The sequence below is a fragment of the Micromonospora sp. WMMD998 genome (assembly GCF_029581235.1).
Lineage (GTDB): Bacteria > Actinomycetota > Actinomycetes > Mycobacteriales > Micromonosporaceae > Micromonospora.
The window spans coordinates 4,310,370-4,329,868 of the sequence record NZ_CP120740.1; the positions used below are offsets into that span (position 1 = coordinate 4,310,370).

At 74.3% G+C, this 19,499-nt stretch carries 16 protein-coding genes; 7 read left to right on the forward strand and 9 right to left on the reverse strand.

The window, feature by feature from the left end; genetic code table 11:
• The first annotated feature begins 41 nt into the window (after positions 1-41).
• Positions 42-1,436 (forward strand): serine/threonine-protein kinase, encoded by a 1,395-nt coding sequence (locus tag O7619_RS19730; RefSeq protein WP_282282574.1) that lies wholly within the window; start codon positions 42-44, stop codon positions 1,434-1,436.
• Here the strand turns inward: O7619_RS19730 and O7619_RS19735 are convergent.
• Positions 1,423-2,640, reverse strand: coding sequence for a sensor histidine kinase (locus O7619_RS19735; RefSeq protein ID WP_282282576.1), 1,218 nt, complete (start codon positions 2,638-2,640; stop codon positions 1,423-1,425). The genes O7619_RS19730 and O7619_RS19735 overlap by 14 nt on opposite strands.
• 17 nt (positions 2,641-2,657) lie before the next feature.
• Complete coding sequence (locus O7619_RS19740) at positions 2,658-3,356, reverse strand: DUF305 domain-containing protein (protein WP_282282577.1); 699 nt, start codon at positions 3,354-3,356, stop codon at positions 2,658-2,660.
• A gap of 138 nt (positions 3,357-3,494) precedes the next feature.
• On the opposite strand from O7619_RS19740, the gene O7619_RS19745 reads away from it, so the two are divergent.
• Positions 3,495-4,946, forward strand: coding sequence for a hypothetical protein (locus tag O7619_RS19745; protein ID WP_282282578.1), 1,452 nt, complete (start codon positions 3,495-3,497; stop codon positions 4,944-4,946).
• A gap of 125 nt (positions 4,947-5,071) precedes the next feature.
• The gene (locus tag O7619_RS19750) at positions 5,072-5,662 is read left to right on the forward strand and encodes an HD domain-containing protein (RefSeq protein ID WP_282282579.1); all 591 of its coding nucleotides are present in this window, start codon (positions 5,072-5,074) and stop codon (positions 5,660-5,662) included.
• A gap of 10 nt (positions 5,663-5,672) precedes the next feature.
• Here the strand turns inward: O7619_RS19750 and O7619_RS19755 are convergent, their stop codons facing one another.
• The 4 genes from O7619_RS19755 to O7619_RS19770 form a co-directional block, all read right to left on the reverse strand.
• Complete coding sequence (locus O7619_RS19755) at positions 5,673-6,656, reverse strand: linear amide C-N hydrolase (protein ID WP_282282580.1); 984 nt, start codon at positions 6,654-6,656, stop codon at positions 5,673-5,675.
• Positions 6,657-6,726: 70 nt separating this feature from the next.
• Positions 6,727-8,337: an asparagine synthase-related protein gene (locus tag O7619_RS19760; RefSeq protein ID WP_282282581.1), complete on the reverse strand. Its 1,611-nt coding sequence runs from the start codon at positions 8,335-8,337 to the stop codon at positions 6,727-6,729.
• 4 nt (positions 8,338-8,341) lie between these two features.
• On the reverse strand, positions 8,342-9,304 hold the full coding sequence (locus tag O7619_RS19765) for a hypothetical protein (protein ID WP_282282582.1): 963 nt from the start codon (positions 9,302-9,304) through the stop codon (positions 8,342-8,344).
• 151 nt (positions 9,305-9,455) lie between these two features.
• On the reverse strand, positions 9,456-9,989 hold the full coding sequence (locus tag O7619_RS19770; protein WP_282282583.1) for a 2'-5' RNA ligase family protein: 534 nt from the start codon (positions 9,987-9,989) through the stop codon (positions 9,456-9,458).
• Between the two features lie 146 nt (positions 9,990-10,135).
• On the opposite strand from O7619_RS19770, the gene O7619_RS19775 reads away from it, so the two are divergent.
• Positions 10,136-11,851 (forward strand): DEAD/DEAH box helicase, encoded by a 1,716-nt coding sequence (locus O7619_RS19775; RefSeq protein WP_282282584.1) that lies wholly within the window; start codon positions 10,136-10,138, stop codon positions 11,849-11,851.
• A 59-nt stretch (positions 11,852-11,910) separates the two neighbouring features.
• Here the strand turns inward: O7619_RS19775 and lon are convergent, their stop codons facing one another.
• Positions 11,911-14,232, reverse strand: coding sequence for an endopeptidase La (lon, locus tag O7619_RS19780; protein ID WP_282282585.1), 2,322 nt, complete (start codon positions 14,230-14,232; stop codon positions 11,911-11,913).
• A 227-nt stretch (positions 14,233-14,459) separates the two neighbouring features.
• Between lon and O7619_RS19785 the strand changes: the two genes are divergently transcribed.
• On the forward strand, positions 14,460-14,807 hold the full coding sequence (locus O7619_RS19785; RefSeq protein WP_282288881.1) for an Lsr2 family protein: 348 nt from the start codon (positions 14,460-14,462) through the stop codon (positions 14,805-14,807).
• Positions 14,808-15,047: 240 nt separating this feature from the next.
• Here the strand turns inward: O7619_RS19785 and O7619_RS19790 are convergent, their stop codons facing one another.
• On the reverse strand, positions 15,048-16,250 hold the full coding sequence (locus O7619_RS19790; RefSeq protein ID WP_282282586.1) for a hypothetical protein: 1,203 nt from the start codon (positions 16,248-16,250) through the stop codon (positions 15,048-15,050).
• A 299-nt stretch (positions 16,251-16,549) separates the two neighbouring features.
• Positions 16,550-17,416, reverse strand: a complete 867-nt coding sequence (locus tag O7619_RS19795; protein WP_282282587.1) for a DUF2726 domain-containing protein — start codon at positions 17,414-17,416, stop codon at positions 16,550-16,552.
• A gap of 138 nt (positions 17,417-17,554) precedes the next feature.
• Here O7619_RS19795 and O7619_RS19800 point away from each other — a divergent pair, with 138 nt between their 5' ends.
• Entirely contained in the window at positions 17,555-18,640 is a 1,086-nt protein-coding gene (locus tag O7619_RS19800; RefSeq protein ID WP_282282588.1) for a DICT sensory domain-containing protein, read from the forward strand.
• 6 nt (positions 18,641-18,646) lie between these two features.
• On the forward strand, positions 18,647-19,363 hold the full coding sequence (locus O7619_RS19805; protein WP_282282590.1) for a helical backbone metal receptor: 717 nt from the start codon (positions 18,647-18,649) through the stop codon (positions 19,361-19,363).
• Positions 19,364-19,499 lie beyond the last annotated feature (136 nt).

Consider the following 19,499-nt stretch of genomic DNA (forward strand, 5'->3'; position numbering starts at 1 on the left):
CGCCGGAAATACTCCGCGACCGCTGTGGGTACGGTATGGGGATGCTCACCTCCGACGTCGTACTCAGCGGTCGGTACCGCCTGGATGACCGTGTCGCCACCGGCGGCATGGGCGACGTCTGGCGCGCGAAGGACCTGGTGCTCGGCCGTCAGGTGGCGGTGAAGGTGCTTCTGCCGGCGCTGGTCTCCGACCCGGACTTCATCGCCCGGTTCCGCTCCGAGGCGCGGATCATGGCGTCGCTGCGCCACCCCGGCGTGGTCCAGGTCTTCGACTGCGGCGAGGACGAGCTGCCCGACGGCAGCCGCGCCGACTACCTGGTCATGGAGTTCGTGGCCGGGGAGCCGCTGTCCCGGCGGATCGAGGCGGCCGGGCAGCTCGGGGTCGCCGAGACCATGTCGATCGTGGCCCAGACGGCGCAGGCGCTGCACGGGGCGCACGGCCGCGGCATCGTCCACCGCGACGTCAAGCCGAGCAACCTGCTCGTGCAGGAGGACGGCACCGTGGTCCTGGTCGACTTCGGGGTCGCCCGGTCGACGAACGTCACCAGCATCACCAGCGCGAACGCGGTTCCCGGCACCGCCCTCTACATGGCGCCCGAACAGGCCGCGGGGCGTCCGGTCTCGGGCGCCACCGACCTGTACGCGCTGGGCGCGGTGGCCTACTGCTGCCTGACCGGGAACCCGCCGTTCACCGGCGACAACCCGCTCCAGGTCGCCGTGCGCCATCTCGACGACGAGCCGCCGGAGCTGCCGGCGGAGATCCCGGCGCCGGTCCGCGAGCTGGTGGCCCGCGCCCTGGCCAAGGACCCGGCGGACCGCTACCCGAGCGCCGCGGCGATGGCCGACGCGGCGCGGGCGGCCGGCGGCGGCTCGGCGACCGCGACGGTGCCGGCGGCGCTGCGGGGCGCGGCCGGTCCGGGGCGGACCCGCGACGAGCAGCCGGTGGTGCGCACGGCGGCCACCGTCGCCCGCCCGCGGCGCGGGGGGCGGCGCGGCGCGCTCGTCGGCGCGCTGGGCGCGGTGCTGGTGGCGGTGACCGCGTTGGGCGCGCTGCTGGCCGCCACCACGGACGCCAACGCCCCGGCCACCCAGATCGACTCCACCCGGCCCGCGGTCGCGCCGAGCAACTCGGTGGCGGACACCGCGGTCACCGCCGGGCCGTCGAGCGGCGGCGGCGACGTCACCTACCGTCCGGCGGGTCCGGGCGGCCGGCCGTCGACCTCGACCTCCGTCTCGCCGAGCGTCTCACCGAGCCCGTCCGACCAGCCGAGCCCGTCGAAGGCGCCGTCGACGACGCCGACCCCGCCGAGCGACCCGCCGACCACCACCTCGGCGCCGTCCCCGACCAGCGCCCCGACCGAGACGACCACCACCACGACCGCTCCGGCCGGGGGCGGCGACGACGACGCCGGCGGCCAGCCGGTCACCCGCCCCTGACCTCGGCGCCGGCCGCGGCGGGCAGCGGCAGCCGCACCTCGACCCGCCAGCCGCCAGCCGGCGTGGGGCCGGCGGCGAGGCTGCCCTCGTACACCCCGACCCGCTCCCGCATGCCGACCAGGCCGTGCCCGCCGGACGGCGCCGGCCGCACCACCGGACGGCCGCGTCCGTCGTCCACGGCCCGGACCGCGACGGTGTCGGGGTCCCAGTCGAGCGTCAGCTCCACCGACGCGCCCACGCCGGCGTGCTTGAGCGCGTTGGTCAGGCTCTCCTGCACCACGCGGTAGACGGTCAGCTCCAGGCCGGGCGGCAGCGGCACCGCCGTGCCGGCGCCGGCGCAGTCGATCCGCAGACCGGCGGCGCGGAACCGGTCGAGCAACCCGGGCAGTTCCACAAGCGCCGGGCGGCGGTGCGCCGGCTCGCCGGTGGGCCCGTCCGCCAGCGCGGCCGGCTCCGGCCGGCTGGCTTCCCGGAGTACGCCGACCAGCCGCCGCATGTCCTCCAACGCCTGCCGGCCGGTATCCGCCACCACCTTGGCCGCCTCCCGCGCGGTCGCCGGGTCCCGGTCGAGCGTGAACCGCACCCCGTCCGCCTGCACGATCATCACGGCCAGGCTGTGCGCGACCACGTCGTGCAGCTCGCGGGCGATCCGGGCGCGTTCCTCGGCGACCGCCGCCCGGGACTCCGCCTCCCGCTCCCGGTCCGCCGTCGCGGCGCGTTCCTCCAGGCTGAGCACGTAGAGCCGGCGGGTCCGCACGTTCAGCCCGACCAGCCACACCGCGCCGGTGATCAGGCCGTAGTAGAGCGTGCCCGCCCACCAGGGCGCCGGCCCCGGCCAGGAGAGCGCGCAGAGCAGCACGCCGATCGCGGCGCCGATCCCGGCCAGGATGCCGTCCCGCGCGCGGTCGGCGTACTTGACCACGCTGTAGAGGGCGATCAGCACGCCGATGTCGTAGCCCAGCGGGCCCCAGCCGACGATCACCTGGAGCAGCGCCAGCGCGGCCACCGCGACGGCGACCGCGGACGGGTGGGTACGCCGGAAGAGCAGCGCCACCGCCATCGCCACCCCGACCGTGAACGCCGGCAGGCCGCCCTGCCCGGCGGCGAGGCCCAGCACGGCGACGAGGACGACCAGCCCGGAGACGGCGACGTCGAACGCGACGCCGCGTAGCGGGCGGCCGAGGATGAGGCGGTCCACGGTCACCCAGCGTACGGGGTGGGTCAGGGGGTGAGCAGGACGCGCATCCGGCCGATCTCGGTGGTCTGCTCGACGGCCACCCCGTTGGCGAACTCCTGCATGGCCTGGTCGGCGCCGACCTTGAGCAGATCGGTGGACATCACCACGGCGCCCTGGTGGTGGGCGGTCATCATCCGCACGAAGAGCCGGTCGAACGCCGCGCCGTGGGCGGCGGCGAGCTGCCGCATCGACGCGGCGGACTGCATCCCGCGCATGGTGCCGTGGTCGTGGCCGGTGACCTCGGCGGGCAGGTCACGGGTGCTGAGCCAGGCCCGCAGCACGCCGACCTCCGGGCCCTGGGCGGCCCGGATCCGGTCGGCGACGGCGCGCACCCGGGGGTCGGCGGCCCGGCCGGGGGCCAGCGTCGCCATCTCCAGGGCCTGCTCGTGGTGCGGGATCATCATCCGGACGTACCAGACGTCGAGGCTGTTCCACCGCGGGGACGCGGCGTCGCGGAGCGGCCCGGCGGCACGGGTGGCGGCCGGCTCCCCCGGCCGGCCGGGAACCAGCACCGGTGGCGCCGAGACGGCGGCCGGGTCGGTGCTGGTGACGGTGGCGGACGGGCTCGGCCGGGCCGCCGCCGGACCGGTGTCGTCGCACCCGGCGAGCGCCAGGCCACCGGCGGCCAGCAGCGCCGCGAACGCTGTGACGGGAAGCCACACACGAGCCTGCCGGATGGTCATACGACCCTCCCTCCGGTCGAGGTGACAGCGATCCTATCCACAGCCGAAAGTTCCCGGATGTGACCGGCATCACATTGATGACGGTCGCATCTCGGTAAGGTGTGACGAATCATCATCCCCTTTCGAAGGGTGTTGCCGATGATCAACCTCCACGTGTCCCGTGCCCGGGTCGTCAGCCTCGCCGCCGCCGGCCTGCTACTGGCCGGCGTGGTCGCCGCGCCGCCGAGCAGCGCCCAGGAGATCCCCCGCGCCCGGCCGGCGCCGGCCACCGTGGACGGCGCCGTCCCCGGGGTCGACGAGATCTCCAGCAGCCCCAACCTGCGCCAGGTGGCGAACCTGCCGAAGCAGGGTCCGTTCGACACCACGTCCGCCCTCGGCACCGACATCGCCTTCCAGGGCCGGTACGCGTTCGTCGGCAACTACGAGGGATTCGTCATCTACGACGTGTCCCGACCGAGCCGGCCGACGATCGTGGCGCAGGTGCTCTGCCCCGGCGCGCAGAACGACATCTCCGTCAGCGGCGACCTGCTGTTCCTGTCGACCGACTCGTCCCGCAGCGACGACTCCTGCGCCAGCACCGCCCAACCCGCCTCGGTGGAGGAGTCCTGGGAAGGCATCAAGATCTTCGACATCCGCGACAAGCGCAACCCGCGTTACGTCAAGTCGGTCGAGACGGCGTGCGGCTCGCACACCCACACGCTGGTGCCGGGCAAGGACCGGCGCGACGTCTACCTCTATGTCTCCTCGTACGGCCCGCGGGACGAGTTCCCGGACTGCCAGCCGCCGCACGACTCCATCTCCATCGTCAAGGTGCCGGTGCGGAACCCCACCACGGCCGCCGTGGTCGCCACCCCGAACCTCTTCCCCGACGGCGGCTACCCGGGCGTGCCGGGTGAGAAGTCCGCCACCACCGGCTGCCACGACCTCACCGCGTACCCGTCGAAGGACCTGGCCGCCGGCGCGTGCATGGGCGACGGGATCCTCCTGGACATCGCCGACCGGGAGGCGCCGCGGGTGATCGAACGGGTCACCGACACCGAGAACTTCGCATTCTGGCACTCGGCCACGTTCAACAACTCCGGCACCAAGGTCGTCTTCACCGACGAGTTGGGCGGTGGCGGCGCGGCGACCTGCAACGAGGGGGTCGGGCCGAACCGCGGCGCGGACGCCATCTACGACATCACCGGCCGCGGAAGCGCCCGCAAGCTGGCGTTCCGCAGCTACTACAAGATCCCCCGGGCCAACGCCGACACCGAGAACTGCGTGGCCCACAACGGTTCGCTCGTCCCGGTCCCCGGCCGCGACATCATGGTCCAGGCGTGGTACCAGGGCGGCATCTCGGTGTGGGACTTCACCGACTCCCGCAAGCCGAAGGAGATCGCCTACTGGGAGCGCGGGCCGCTCGACGACACCCAGTTGCGCACCGGCGGCTCCTGGTCGGCCTACTGGTACAACGGCCACATCTACTCCAGTGACATCCAGAAGGGCCTGGACGTGCTGGAGCTGCGCGACCCGCGTACCTGGTTGGCCGAGCTGATCCGGGTGCCCGAGTTGAACGCCCAGACCCAGTCCGGATACCTGAGCTGGTGACCCACCCCCACCCCCTTTCCCACCCCGGGCACCGCTGTTTCCCGGAAAGAGGGCCCATTCCCGGGCCGGAAGCCACTCTTTGCGGGAAACAGCGCGCTCCGGGGGTGGGAGGGGGGAGGGGGGCGGTGCCGACGGACGAGCAGATCCGGGCGCTGCACGAGCGGGTCGCGCCCACGCCGGAGGCGTTCCGCCTGGTCTGGACGCACTGCCGGATCGTGTGCGAGGTGGCCGAGCGCCTGCTCGCCCGGCACGGTGCGGGCCTGGACGTCGCCCTGGTGCGGGCCGGCAGTCTGCTGCACGACATCGGCGTCTACCGCCTTTACGACCCCGCCGGCCGGCTCGACGAGGAGAACTACATCCGGCACGGGGTGCTGGGGCACGCGCTGCTGCGGGACGCGGGCCTGCCCGAGTCACTGGGCCGCTTCTGCTCCCGGCACACCGGGGTGGGGATCAGCCGCGAGGACGTGCTCCGGCAACGTCTCCCGCTCCCGGTCGCCGACTACACGGCGACCACGGGCGAGGAGCAACTGGTCATGTACGCGGACAAGTTCCACACGAAGACCACGCCGCCCACGTTCGTCTCCGCCGCCTCCTACGCCGCCGGCGTGGGACGTTTCGGAGCCGACAAGGTCGTCCGGTTCGCGGCGCTCGTCGAGCGGTTCGGCGAGCCGGACCTGCGCGCGCTCGCCCGCGCCCACCGGCAGCCGATCGTCTGACCGGCCCGGGTCAGCTCATCGGCAGTCGGTAGTCCCGGGTGCCGCCGCCCGCCGTGACCAGCCGCACCTCGCCGCCGCGCAGCCCGTACGTCACCGACCAACGGGTGTGTGCCTGCCGCACGCCGTCGAGCAGTCGCAGCGCCCCGGCCGGGTCCAGCACGCCGCCGACCCGGTCCAGCTCCTTCGCCAGCACCCCGTACCGGTGGTCCCGCCGCAGGTCCCGGTCCGGCACGCCGGCGGCGGGCACGTTCGTCAACGCCTGCCAGGGACCCCGCCGCCGGTCCACCGTCAGCTTCCCGTCGACGAACTCCACCACGGCGGACGCCCCGGTGGCGTCGGCGAGCAGGTAGTGCAGCGGCGGCCCGCCGTCGAAGTCCAGGTTGTAGCGCTCGAACACGGTGACCGCCTCGTCCACCGTGGCGGCCGAGTCGAGCACCAGGCGCAGGATGCGCACCGAACCGACGGTCGGCCGCCCGGGCACCGGCTCGGCCCGCGCGCCGTCGTCGGCGGCCAGCCCGACCGCGAGCCCCCGCTCGTTCATCCCGTCGAAGGGCAGCAGCGGCGCGTCGAGCAACCGCCGGTCCCCGGCCGGGTCGGCGGTGACGCCCAGGTAGGAGATGTCCACCAGGGAGATCGAGGCGTACCCGTCCGGCGGGTCGGTGCGCAGCACGAGCGCCGGGTTGGGCTCCCAGTCGAAGTTGCGGGCGAACAGCGGACGGTCGCGGTCGCCGAGGGCGGCGAACAGCGAGCAGCCGAACGGGCTCGGCGGGGCCGCGCCGGGCACCCCGACGGTCGGGTCGTAGTCGCCGACGTACGTCATCTCGTACAGCGGCAGGTCGTCGACCTTGCGCAGGCTCGCGAGGGTGCGCTCCACCTGGCCGGCGTCCTGCCGGGAGGCGGTCGGCGCGCCGGCGTCGGCCGGCGCGCGGCCGGGCCCGCACCCGGTGCCGACGAGCAGCAGCGCCAGCACGGTGGCGACGACGGTCCTCCGCATGCCCGCGACGCTAGAAGAGACGGCGGTCGCTGTCCATCGGGCGATCGGGGCCGGCAGTTCCTCCCGCGGCTCAGCCCGGCAGGGGCGCCTCGTCGCCGCCCCGGGTACGACGCGGGTTGACCAGCCGGCGGACCATCGGCGCGGCGTTCCACCGGGCCGCGCCGACCAGGTCGCGGGCGTGCTCCAGCACGGTGTAGTCGGGTCGGGCCAGGCCGTCGGCGATGGCCCGGTCGAGGTCGTTGCCGCAGCGGGTGAGCACGCTGTCGAAGTCCCGCCGGACCGGCTCCAGCAGGTGGTAGCCGAAGGAGCGGTGCAACCGGGCGAAGAGCGGCTTGTAGAGCCGGGCCCGCTCGTGCAGGCCGGACGAGTACGACATCGGGTTCTTCGGCCGCCGCCGGATATAGTCGGGCAGCAGGTCGGCGAAGGCCCGCCGGACGATCCACTTCTCCTGCCCGCCGCGCAGCTTCAGGTCCAGTGGCAGCCGCATGGCCAGCTCCACGACGCCGAGGTCGAGAAACGGCACCCGGGCCTCCACCCCGTGCCCCATGCTGGCCCGGTCCACCCGCTGCAATTCGGTCCGGCACAGGTTGCGGATGCGGTGCAGGAACAACCGGCGGGACCGCTCCGGCCCCACCTGGTGATACATCGGGTAACCGCCGAACAGCTCGTCCGAGCCGTCGCCGGTGAGCACCACCTTCACGCCCAGCTCGGCCAGTCGCCGGAAGATCGGCACCGAGACCACCGCGTTGATGATGTCGCCGTACTCGGTCAGCTCCGAGATCCGGATGGCCTCGCGCACGTCGGCCAGCCGGATGTCACGCGGGCGCAGCTCGATCACCTCGTGCGTCACGCCGAGGTCGGCGGCGAGACGCCGCGCGTACGCCACGTCGGGGCTGCCCGGCGCGCCGACGGTCACCGCCACGCAGTCGGGGTGCCGCTCCCGGGCGTGCAGCAGCGCGAGCGTGCTGTCCAGACCGCCGGAGAGCACCACGCCGACGGTGAGGTCGGTGTCCAGGCGGACCCGCATGGCGTCGGTGAGCGCGTCCCGGACGAGCAGCGCGGCCTCGTCCGGGTCGTCGATCACGGGTAGCCCGGCGCCGAGCGAGAGCAGGTCGACGTACGGGCGCAGCCGGACCGCGTCCGTCCCGGCCCAGCCGTGGTGGCCCGGCGGCACCTCGTTGATCGGGGCGCCGTGCCCCACCAGCGCCTTGACCTCGGAGGCGAGGTGCAGGCACGCCGGGCCACGGGACCAGTAGAGCGGCTTCACCCCGAGCGGGTCCCGGGCCAGGTACGCCCGGCCGCTGTCGCGGTCGACCACCACGATCGCGTACTCGCCGCGCAGCCGGCGCACCGCCTCCTCGCCCCACTGCCGGAACGCGGCGAGCACCACCTCGGTGTCGGCGGCGGTGCGGAACTCGTGGCCGAGCCGGGTCAGCTCGGCGCGCACCTCGTGGTGGTTGAAGATCTCGCCGTTGAAGCAGAGCAGGTGCCGCTCGTCGGGAGCGACCCAGGGTTGCACGGCCCGTTCCCGATCCACGATCCGCAGCCGGCGCACACCGGCGAGCAGGCCGCTCTCCTGCCGGGTCTCGGTCACCTCGCCACGCGGGGCGAGCGCGGCCAGCATCCGCCGGAAGGTGGCCGGGTCGGCCTCGGGGCCGATGCTCAGCGCGATCCCGCACACCGTCTCACACCCCCATCTCGGCCTCGTACGCCCGCCGGAACCTGCGGCGGGCGTCGGGCGCGAGGCAGAGGTGCCAGGCCTGCCCCTCGTCGACCACGTTGATCTCACCGGCGTCCTGCCGGGCCAGCAGCAGCCCGGCGAGGGTCGCGCGGGCGCCGAACCGCTCGAACCACTCCAGCTCCACGTCGGCCGCCCAGCCCAGGCAGTGTCCGCTGGGCACCATGGCGGCGTACCCCAGCCGGCGCAGCCGGTGCTGGTGCTCGGCGCTGCGGGCCAGGCTGGTCACCCAGAGCGGCGGCGTGCCGGGCCGGGTCGCCGCGGCGAACTCCCGGGCCAGGTCGTTGAGGAAGGCGATCATCTCGCGCCGGGCCCGGGGGAAGAGCAGGCCGGCGGTGCGGGGTGCGGCGTCGGGGCGTACCCGGCGCCCGAACGCCCGCAACCCGCGCCCCAGGACCGTGGCCGGCTGCTCCCGGTAGCGGAACTCGAGCAGCCCTCGGCGACGCGGCCATTCCAGGTCGACCAGGTCGACGGTGCCGCGTACCTGGTCGTCGGTGAGGAAGGTCGGGCTGTCCCGCCACCAGAGCACGTCGACGCGGGACAGCAGGTAGATCCGGACCAGGGCGGTCAGGTCCTGCGCCGAGGTGCGCGCGTTGGGCCGGTAGCGGGCCATCTCCAGCAGCAGCGTCTCCCGGGCGCCGACCAGCCCCTGCGGGGTGGCGTCGAGCACCGCGGCGATGGCCGGCTCCCGGAGCCGCTGGTCGAGCAGCACCTGCCGGGCCCCGGTCGACGGGGCGTCCGTCAACGCCCCCACCTCGACCAGCAGATCCGCCACCGCGGCCCGGTACGCGGCCAGGTCGGGGCGCGTGTCGGCGGGGGGCGGCGCGCCGGGCGGCAGCCGGCGGGCGGGGGTGGTGGACGCGACGGCGGAACCGGGTTGGCGGCCGGGGCTTCGGCTGGGCACTCGCATGGTCTCCGTCCCCTCTCGGCAGGACACGGTGTAATCAAACCTGCACACACGGTAATAAATCGCCCGGGTGCTGCCGCGCGTAATGCCGGGATCTCACCGAACTGTGCCCACTCGGCCGAGGCCGCGGGTCGCAGGCCATGCCGCCCCGGCGTCAGCCGCCCGGGCGGGGGCAGGTGGCGACCAGCTCGCTCACCGTGCGGGTGTCGCCGTCGTAGCTGCGGGCCGCCACGAACTCGCCGGCGGGCCGGCGCGTCCCGGCGACCGCCCGGGCCCGGCGACGGTCCGCGCCCCGGAAACGCAACGCCAGGCTCAGATGCGGGACCCACCGGCCCGGCAGGTGCCACGGGTGCGCGCCGGTCGCCTCGGCCAGCACGTCCCAGACCGCCCCGTGCAGCGCGACCAGTTGCGGCGTCGGACGGACCAACCAGACCAGCGGGGCGCTGCCGTCGAGGACCGTCAGCCGGTCCAGCCGCACGGGCAGCGGCAGCGCGGCGTCGCAGAGATCGGCCAGGCGCTGCTCGGCGCCGGGCGGGAACACGTCGACCGCGGCGAGCGTCAGGTGCGGCCGGTTCGTCGGGTGCGTGTTGCGGGCCAGGCTGGGCAGCCCGGCGGCGGCGAGCCGACTCCAGGCCGCCCGCACGGTCGCGTCCAGCTCCGGCGAGCAGAGCAGTTCCACCGTCCGCACCAGATCAGGCTAGTCCCCGGCGACGCGCCGCGACGTCCCGTGGGCCGGGTCCACCGAAGCCGCCCCGGAGCCGGCCCGGGGTGGCGTGGCGAACGTTTGCGCCGGTCGCCGCGACCCGCGTCGAGCGGTGATGAAAGGCTTGTCACATGAGCGCCGCACCGACCCCGACCGACCCCGTCACCCCCGCCGACGCCGAGGACGCCACCGCCTTCGCGGATCTCGGGCTGCGCACCGAGCTGCTGGGCGCGCTCGCCGCCCTGGGCTACGAGGAGCCGACTCCGATCCAGCGCGAGGCCATCCCGCCGTTGCTGGCCGGTCAGGACCTGCTGGGCCAGGCGGCGACCGGCACCGGCAAGACCGCCGCCTTCGCCCTGCCGCTGTTGCAGCGGATGCCGACGGCGCGGCCGGACGGTGACCCGGTGTCGCTGGTGCTGGTGCCGACGCGGGAGCTGGCCGTGCAGGTCTCCGAGGCGTTCCACCGCTACGGCAAGGACCTGGGCACCCGGGTGCTGCCGATCTACGGCGGGCAGCCGATCGGCCGCCAGCTCCGCGCCCTGGACCACGGCGTGGACGTGGTGGTGGCCACGCCCGGACGGGCGCTGGACCACATCGCCCGGGGCACGCTGCGGCTGTCCTCGCTGGCGACCGTGGTGTTGGACGAGGCGGACGAGATGCTCGACATGGGTTTCGCCGAGGACATCGAGGCGATCCTGGAGCATGCTCCCGCCGGCCGGCAGACGGTGCTCTTCTCGGCCACCATGCCGGCCCGGATCGACGGGCTGGCCCGCCAGCACCTGCGCGAACCGGTGCGCATCCGGATCGAGCGCGAGCGACAGGTGGCCGGCACGGCGCCCCGGGTGCGGCAGAGCGCCTACCTGGTGGCCCGGGCGCACAAGCCGGCCGCGCTGGGCCGGGTGCTGGACGTGGAGTCCCCCACCGCCGCGATCGTGTTCTGCCGCAGCCGCGAGGAGGTGGACCGCCTCACCGAGACGATGAACGGCCGTGGCTACCGGGCCGAGGCGCTGCACGGCGGGATGAGCCAGGAGCAACGGGACCGGGTGATGGGCCGGCTGCGGTCCGGCACCGCGGACCTCCTGGTCGCCACCGACGTGGCGGCCCGGGGGCTGGACGTCGAGCAGCTCACCCACGTGGTGAACTACGACGTCCCGTCCGCGCCGGAGTCGTACGTGCACCGGATCGGCCGGGTCGGCCGGGCCGGGCGGGAGGGCGTGGCGATCACCCTCGCCGAGCCGCGCGAGCACCGGATGCTGAAGACGATCGAGCGCGTCACCGGCCAGCGGATCGTGGTCGACAAGATCCCGACGGTCGCCGACCTGCGGACCCGGCGGTTCGAGCTGACCCAGGCCGCGGTGCGCGAGTCGGTGCTCGAGGACGACCTGGAGCCGTTCCGGGCGATCGTCGAGTCGCTCACCGACGAGTTCGACCTGATGGAGGTCGCGCTCGCCGCGGTCCGGCTGGCGCACGAGGCCACGCTGCCCGGCACGGCCGACGAGGAGGAGATCCCGCAGGTCGCCGTCCGTCCGGCCCGGGACGGGCGGGCCGGGCCCGAGGGCCGGGACCGGCGAGGTGGCGTGCGGTCCCGCGCCGCCGGCACCACGCAGGTCTTCATCGGGCTGGGCCGACGGGCCGGGGTACGACCGCAGGATCTGGTCGGCGCGATCACCGGGGAGACCCGGATGAGCGGGCGGGACATCGGCTCGATCGAGATCGCGGACCGGTTCTCGCTCGTCGAGGTGCCGCAGACCATGGCGGACGAGGTGATCCAGGGACTGCGGGGCAGCACCATCAAGGGCCGGAAGACGACCGTCCGGCGCGACCGCGACGGCACCGACCGCCGCTGACGGTGTTAAGCGGGGCCCCCGCCTCTACGAAATGCGTTAAGCGGGGGCCCCGCCTTACCTCACACCGCGGCGAGCGGCTGCGCGTCCACCTCGGCGGGACGCAGCGCCAGGGCGAGCACGTCCGCGACGTCGTCGAGGGTGTGCACGGTCAGCGCCGCGCGGACCTCGGCGGGCAGGTCGTCCAGGTCCGGCTCGTTGCGCTTCGGGATGATCACCTCGGTCAGACCGGCCCGGTGCGCGGCGAGCAGCTTCTGCTTCACGCCGCCGATCGGCAGCACCCGGCCGGAGAGGGTCACCTCGCCGGTCATCCCGAACTCGGGCCGGACCGGCCGACCGGTGACCAGGGACGCCAGCGCGGTCACCATGGTGATGCCGGCGCTCGGGCCGTCCTTGGGCACCGCGCCCGCCGGGAAGTGCACGTGGATCCGACGCCCGGCCAGCGCGTTCGGGTCGATGCCGAGGCGCCGCCCGTTGGAGCGCAGGTAGGACACGGCGATCTGCGCCGACTCCTTCATGACGTCGCCGAGCTGGCCGGTGAGGGTCAGCCCCGGCTCGCCGTCCATGCCGGTGGCCTCGATGAACAGCACGTCGCCCCCGGCCCCGGTGACCGCCAGGCCGGTGGCCACGCCGGGCACCGCCGTCCGCTCGGCCGACTCCGGGGTGAACTTCGGCCGCCCCAGATACCGGACCAGGTTGTCGGTGTCGACGCGGACCGGTCCCGGGTCGGACGCCAGCGCCACGGTGACCTTGCGCAGGATCTTCGCCAGGGCCCGTTCGAGCTGCCGGACCCCCGCCTCCCGGGTGTGCTCGCCGGCGATCAGCGCCAGCGCCCCGTCGGCGACGGTCACCTCCTCGGCGGTCAGCCCGGCCCGCTCCCGCTGCCGGGGCAGCAGGTGGTCGCGGGCGATGGCCACCTTCTCGTCCTCGGTGTAGCCGTCGAGCGTCACCAGCTCCATCCGGTCCAGCAGCGGGCCGGGGATCGCCTCCACCACGTTGGCGGTGGCCAGGAACAGCACGTCGGACAGGTCGAGGTCGACCTCGAGGTAGTGGTCGCGGAAGGTGTGGTTCTGCGCCGGGTCGAGGACCTCCAGCAGGGCCGCCGCCGGGTCGCCGGCGTAGCCGACGGCCAGCTTGTCGACCTCGTCGAGGAGGACCACCGGGTTCATCGAGCCGGCCTCGCGCAGCGCCCGCACGATCCGGCCGGGCAGCGCGCCGACGTAGGTGCGCCGGTGGCCGCGGATCTCCGCCTCGTCGCGCACGCCGCCGAGGGAGACCCGGACGAAGTTCCGCCCGAGCGCCCGGGCGATCGACTCGCCGAGGCTGGTCTTGCCGACGCCGGGCGGGCCGGTCAGGGCGAGCACCGCGCCGGAGCCGCGTCCGCCGACCACGCCCAGGTTGCGCTCGGCGCGGCGGTTGCGCACCGCGAGGTACTCCAGGATGCGGTCCTTGACGTCGGCCAGGCCGGCGTGGTCGGCGTCGAGCACCGCCCGCGCCGCGGCCAGGTCGGTGTGGTCCTGGGTACGCCTGTTCCACGGCATCTCCAGCACGGTGTCCAGCCAGGTGCGGATCCACCCCGCCTCGGGTGAGGCGTCGCTGGCCCGCTCCAGCTTGCCGACCTCGCGCAGGGCCGCCTCGCGGACGTTGTCCGGCAGGTCGGCGGACTCGACCCGGGCCCGGTAGTCGGCGGAGCCGTCCGGCTCGTCCTCGCCGAGTTCCTTGCGGATCGCGGCGAGCTGCTGCCGGAGCAGGAACTCGCGCTGGGACTTCTCCAGCCCCTCGCGGACGTCGCTGGTGATCTGCTCGGTGACCTCCTGCTCGGCCAGGTGCTCCTTCACCCAGCCGACGAGCAGTTCCAGCCGGGCGGTGACGTCCGGCGCGGCGAGCAGTTCGGTCTTCTGCGTCAGGCTGAGCCAGGGCGCGTAGCCGGCCGAGTCGGCCAGCTCGGAGAGGTCGGTCATCCGCTCCATCGCGTCGATGACCTGCCAGGCCCCGCGCTGCTGGAGCACCGAGGTGGTCAGCGCCCGGTACTCGCGGGCGAGTTCGCGGGCCCGGCCCGCCGGGGTGGGCTCGTCGAGAGCGGTCGCCTCGACCCAGAGGGCGGCGCCGGGGCCGGGCACGCCGGAGCCGATCCGGGCGCGGGCGAGTCCGCGGACGACGGCCGCCGGCTCGCCGCTGGGCAGCCGGCCCACCTTCTCGATGGTGGCGACCACGCCGACCGAGCCGTACTCGCCGTCGATGCGGGGCACGGCCAGCAGTTCCTTGTCTCCGGTCGCGCGGGCCGCGTCGACCGCCGCCTGGGTGGTCGGGTCGAGGGTCACCGGGATGACCATCCCGGGCAGCAGGACGGCGTCGGTCAGGGGAAGTACCGGAAGAGTTGCCATCGAACACCTGCCATCACGTTGGTTGAGCGTGTCTGACTCAAGTAACAAACCGTGCCCCTTGTTCCAGAGTGTGACCCATGCCACTCACGGAGCTGGACGGCGCCGGCATTTTGCCGGCCCCCGATTTCGCGACCCGCCGAATGGAACGGGGCGGGTATTGTTGCGGAATTACCGCCAGGTAGGTCAAACTCTTAGCCACACCCCGCCCGACACAGGGAGTAATGGCGATGGCAAGGAAAGTAATCACCGTTCTGACCGACGACCTCGACGGCGGAAAGGCCGATCGGACCGTCGAGTTCAGCCTGGACGGCGTGGCATACACGATCGACGTCTCGGACGAGAACGCGGGCGTCCTGCGTAAGGCGCTGGATCCCTACATCAGCGCTGGCCGGCGCATTGGCCGCGGGCCGGTCGACGCCGGCCGCGCGCCCCGGCGCACGTCCCGGCCGAGCACCTCGGGAATGGATCGCGAGCAGAACCGCGCCATCCGGGAATGGGCCGCCAAGAACGGCCACGAGATTTCCGAGCGGGGGCGCATCCCGGTCTCGGTGGTGGAGGCGTACAAGAACCGCTGAGCCCTCCCGGTTCACCGTCGGGCACCCCGGGGTCACGCTGAGACATCAGCGTGACCCCGGTCTGCTTTTCGCCGCTGATTTTCATCCGGCGGGATCGCGACGGCACGAAATTTCCTCCCCGGTGCCCTGTCGAGTCGCGGCCGGAAAGGATTTCCCACCCGCCCGACGCATCGGGTCGAGCGGGAAGCGGCCGGAGCCGCCCGGGACGATCCCGGGCGGCTCCGGCCGTCGGTGTCGTACTCAGTTGACCTGGATGCGCACCACGTCGATGGCGGGGGTCTGGTTCGCCCGCTCCATCATCGGAATGCGGTGCGAGCCGTCACCGGCCCAGACCGAGCACTGGGCCAGGCCCGAGTCCGGGAGACCGGGGATCTGGATCAGCACGTCGTCCGGCTGGTTGCTGCCCTTGCCGTCCTCGGTGGCGACGAAGAAGGCGGGCACGTCCTGCGGGTTCGGGGGCTGCCGGGTGCTGCCGAGCATCCGGCAGGCGGTGTGGAAGTGACCGCGGACCAGGCCCTGGTCGTTGAGCAGCGAGCTCTCCACGTAGTAGCCACCCTGACCGGCGGCGAGGAAGCGGTCCCGCACCAGGTTCTTGGTGGTGACCCGGAGCGTGAACGGCTGGTTGCGCCGCACCCGGTTCGGGAACTGGGTGATCAGCAGCGACGGGTTGCTCGCCGCGGCGCCGACCTCACCGAAGGCGGTGCTCACGCACCGGTTGCCGTTCTGGAACCCGTCGTGCCCCTGGAGCTTGCTGTTGGCGCAGTCCTTGGCCAGCACGTCGAGGCCGTTGTTGCCGCCGTTCTGCCCACCGTTGTTGCCGCCGTTGTTGTTGCCGCCGCCGTTGTTACCACCGTTGTTGCCGCCGCCGTTCTGCCCGCCGTTCTGGGCGTTGTCGGCGAGGGCACACGGCGCGAGCTTGTCCAGATCCTGCGGACGCTGACCGCCGCGCCCGATCGCCGTGGCGATCCGGTTGAGCGTCGCGGTCCGCTTGTCGGCGAGCGGACGGAGAATGGCGTTGTTGATGAAATCGCCACCGTTGCGCCCCTCGGCGGTGAGCCGCCGGTTCGCCTCGGCGATCTGGGCGTCCAGCAGCGCCAGGTTACGGTCCACCTCGGCGCGCGCCCGGGCGGGCACCTGCGGCAGCTTGCTCTTGACATCCGGGCAGGCCACGGTCGGGGCGCCCGCGCCGGCGCCGCCCGCCTTGGTCTGCTGGCACTCGGCCGCCGACATCTGGCCGTCACCCCAGTGGTTACGGACCCAGCGGCCGTTCTGCCAGGTCCGGGTGGTGCTGCCCTGACCACCCGGGGCGGTCGCGCCCGGGCTCGAGGCCACACAGGACGCCGAGGCGACACGGGTGGTCCTCCGCTGGTCCTGGGCGGACGAGATCTGGGTGACGGCGACGATGCCGCCGAAGACCGCGAGCGTGCCGACCACGGCCAGCATCCGCTTGCTCCGCGCGTTACCGGATGACCGGCGCGCCCGTGTGGACCTGCGCATCGAATTGCTCTCCTTTTCGATCCGGTAGCTGACTGGTGGTCCCGGCGGAAACTCGGGGTGGAACCACTGCGACGTTGCGGTCGCGCGTCAATGGCCGACGATGCCCTTCCGCACCGTCTCCGCGCCGTCGGTGGCGCGGCGGAGGATCCGCGTCCATTCCCGCTTAGGTACGGAGTGCCGTCGGCGAAGGTTCAACCGGAGATGGGAAAAAAATTGCGTGACCGCTCGGCTACCGGAGCGGTGGATCAGTCCGCGCAGAGATGGTCGAAGGCGAAACCGCCGTCGAAGGAGTCGCGCCGGCCGGCGAGGCGCCGTACCTCTTCGCGGAGGTCGTCGCGGTCCACCAGGGACGCCGCGGCGGGGTCCGGGGCGCGGAGCCGCTCCCCCAGCGCCACCGCGGCCAGGTCCTCGGCGAGCCGGCCCGGGTCCACCCCACGGACGACGCCCCGGGACGTCAGCCGCACCCGTTCCACCAGGCAGCGCCCGGGCCGCGCCTCGACCCAACTCCAGCCCTCCGCGGGGCCGTCGGTCCACCGCACGTGCAGGCCACGCACGATCGGGTCGGCCAGCCGTCCGGCCACGTACGCCGCGACCGCGTCGGCCCGGGCCAGCGCGCCGAGGTCGTTGACCGGACCACGCCGGCCGTCGGGCAGCCGGCCCACGATGTCCCGGAACCCGATCGTCTCCCCGCCGTCCGGGTCGGTGCCCTCGGCGTAGGAACGGGCGTCGAGCACGTACGCGACGAACCGCCGGACCTGCTCGCCCCCGCCCAGCGTCGACGACTCGACCCGCAGCAGCGGCAGGCCCGCCGCGACGCAGACCGCGTCGGTCAGCCGTTCGACGCGGCGGGCGGGCGAACCGTCGGGCGCGGGCGGGCCGAACCGCACGGCGAAGCGCGGCAGCCGGGTGTCGGCGGCGCACACCACCAGATCGAGGGCGGCCCGCCCGGCGGTGCTCCACTGGCTGCCGGTGACCCCGGGCGGACGGCCCTGCACCAGCTCGGCGAGACGCCGGTCGGCGAAGCCGAGGTGACCGGCACGGGTGAGCCGCGGTGCGGCCTCCGCCGGGACCGGCCGCAGCCAGGAGGCGGTCACGCCGCCGGTGCTCGTCATCTCGCCACAGTCCGTCCGTCGCTCTCGTCGACGCCCGAGTCTAGGGCGTCGATCATGGGGGCCGCCTCGGCGGTACGGGGAGAATCCGGGCCACCCTCGGGCGGTGCGTCGCCGGGTCCGACGATCTAGGCTCTGCGGGTGCACAGCGGACGGACCCCGGAGCGGTTCACCAAACACAGTCTCGTGGCCGTGTCCCACGCCATCGAACGGGCGGCCCTGGCGGAGGCCGAGGACGGTCCGCTCGTCGTGTTCGCGCTCTTCCAGCGGCTGCCGTACTTCGACCGGGAGCGGGAGATCTACCGGCGGATCGCCGGCCGGGCCACGGTCACCGTGGTCGGCATGGTCGGCGGTCCCCCACCCGACCACCTTCCCGACGGGGTGCAGGCGGTGGCGCTGGACGAGGCGGAGGAACTGGCCCGGGAGTGGAGCGTGGTGGCGCTCACCCCACGCTTCGGCGCCAGCCTGGTGGCGTACGACCGGGGTGAGGTCACGCCGGCCGCGACGCTGGAGACCGGCCGGCTCTTCGACGGTCACTGGGGATTCCGTCGGGACGCCGCTCTGCACGAGGTGATCCGGCTGCGGGAGCGGCTCGCCGAGCGGCTGCCCGGCCCGGCCCGGGTGGCGCTGGACGAGGCGGTCGCCCGGGTTCGCGACATTCCGGCCGGTGCGGGCGAGTCCCGGGCCGACGCGGCGCTGCGGTTGCTGGTCCGGCGCGGCTACCGGGGTGCGCCACCGGTCGAGACGGCGGACGGGATGCTCGACGAGGCCGGCCTGCGCCGATGGTCCGGCGCGGACGGGGTGACCGCCTCCGGCACCCTGCCGGTGGCGCTCGTGGGCCTGCGGGTGGCCGAACCGGCCGGCGCGCCGGAGCGCTTCGGGCGCCGCAGCGCCGCCCGGGAGAGTCAGGCCGTGCTCGCCGCGGTCACCAGCGTGCTGCGGCCGGTGGACCGGGCGGTCCGGGTCGCCGACAACGAGTTCCAGCTCGTGCTGCCGGCGCTCGGCGAGCCGGAGGCGCTGGCCGTGGTCGGCCGGCTGCACGAGAGCATCGGCGCGCTGGCCCGGGCGTTCCCGTTCGTCACGTACACCGTGCACGCGGCCGTCGCGGTGACCACCCGGCGACCGCTGCCGACGGCGGACCTGCGGGCCGCGGTGGAGTGGGCGGTGCGCGAGGGTGTGCCGGTGGCGGGCCTGCCGCCGGAGCCCGCGCCGGTCGGGGCCCGCTGACCGGCCGTGCGAGTGGTGTCGCTGGTGCCGTCGCTGACCGAGGCGGTCGCGGCGACGCGGCCGGAGGTGCTGGTCGGCGCGACCGACTGGTGCACGCATCCGGCCGGGCTGGACGTCCCCCGGGTCGGCGGCACGAAATATCCCGACCTCGACCGGGTGCTGGCCCTGGCGCCCGACCTGGTGCTGCTCAACGAGGAGGAGAACCGGCTGGCCGACGCGGAGGCGCTGCGCGCGGCCGGCGTGCCCGTCCGGGTCACCTTCCCGCGTACCGTGCCGGAGGCCCTCGACCAGCTCGGTGAGCTGGTCGCCGCGCTCGGGGCCGCGGCCGAGCCGCCATGGCTGCGCGCGGCCCGCCGGGCCTGGGCCACGCCGCCGGCGCCGGGGCGCGCCCGGACCGCGGTGGTGCCGGTGTGGCGGCGCCCGTGGGTGGTGCTGGGTCGCGACACGTTCGCCGGGGACGTGCTGCGCCGACTCGGCGTGGTCAACGGCTGGGCCGACGATCCGGAGCGCTATCCCCGCCCCACGCTCGACGAGTTGCGGTCCCGGTCGCCGGAGCTGGTGGTGTTGCCGGACGAGCCGTACCGGTTCACCGTCGACGACGGGCCGGAGGCGTTCCCGCGGGTGCCCTCGGTGCTGGTCTCCGGCCGGCACCTGACCTGGTACGGCCCGTCGCTGGCGGAGGCGCCGGCGCTGCTCGCCGCCCAGCTCGCCACCCCGGTCTGAGCCGGTCCGGTCCGAGCCGGTCCCGTCTGCACCGGTCCCGGCCCGGGCCGACCGGACCGGGCCGGGACGGGACCAAGGACCCGGGCACGCGGCACCGACGGCCCTGCTCCCGGCCGGCGCGCGACGGTGGAATGGA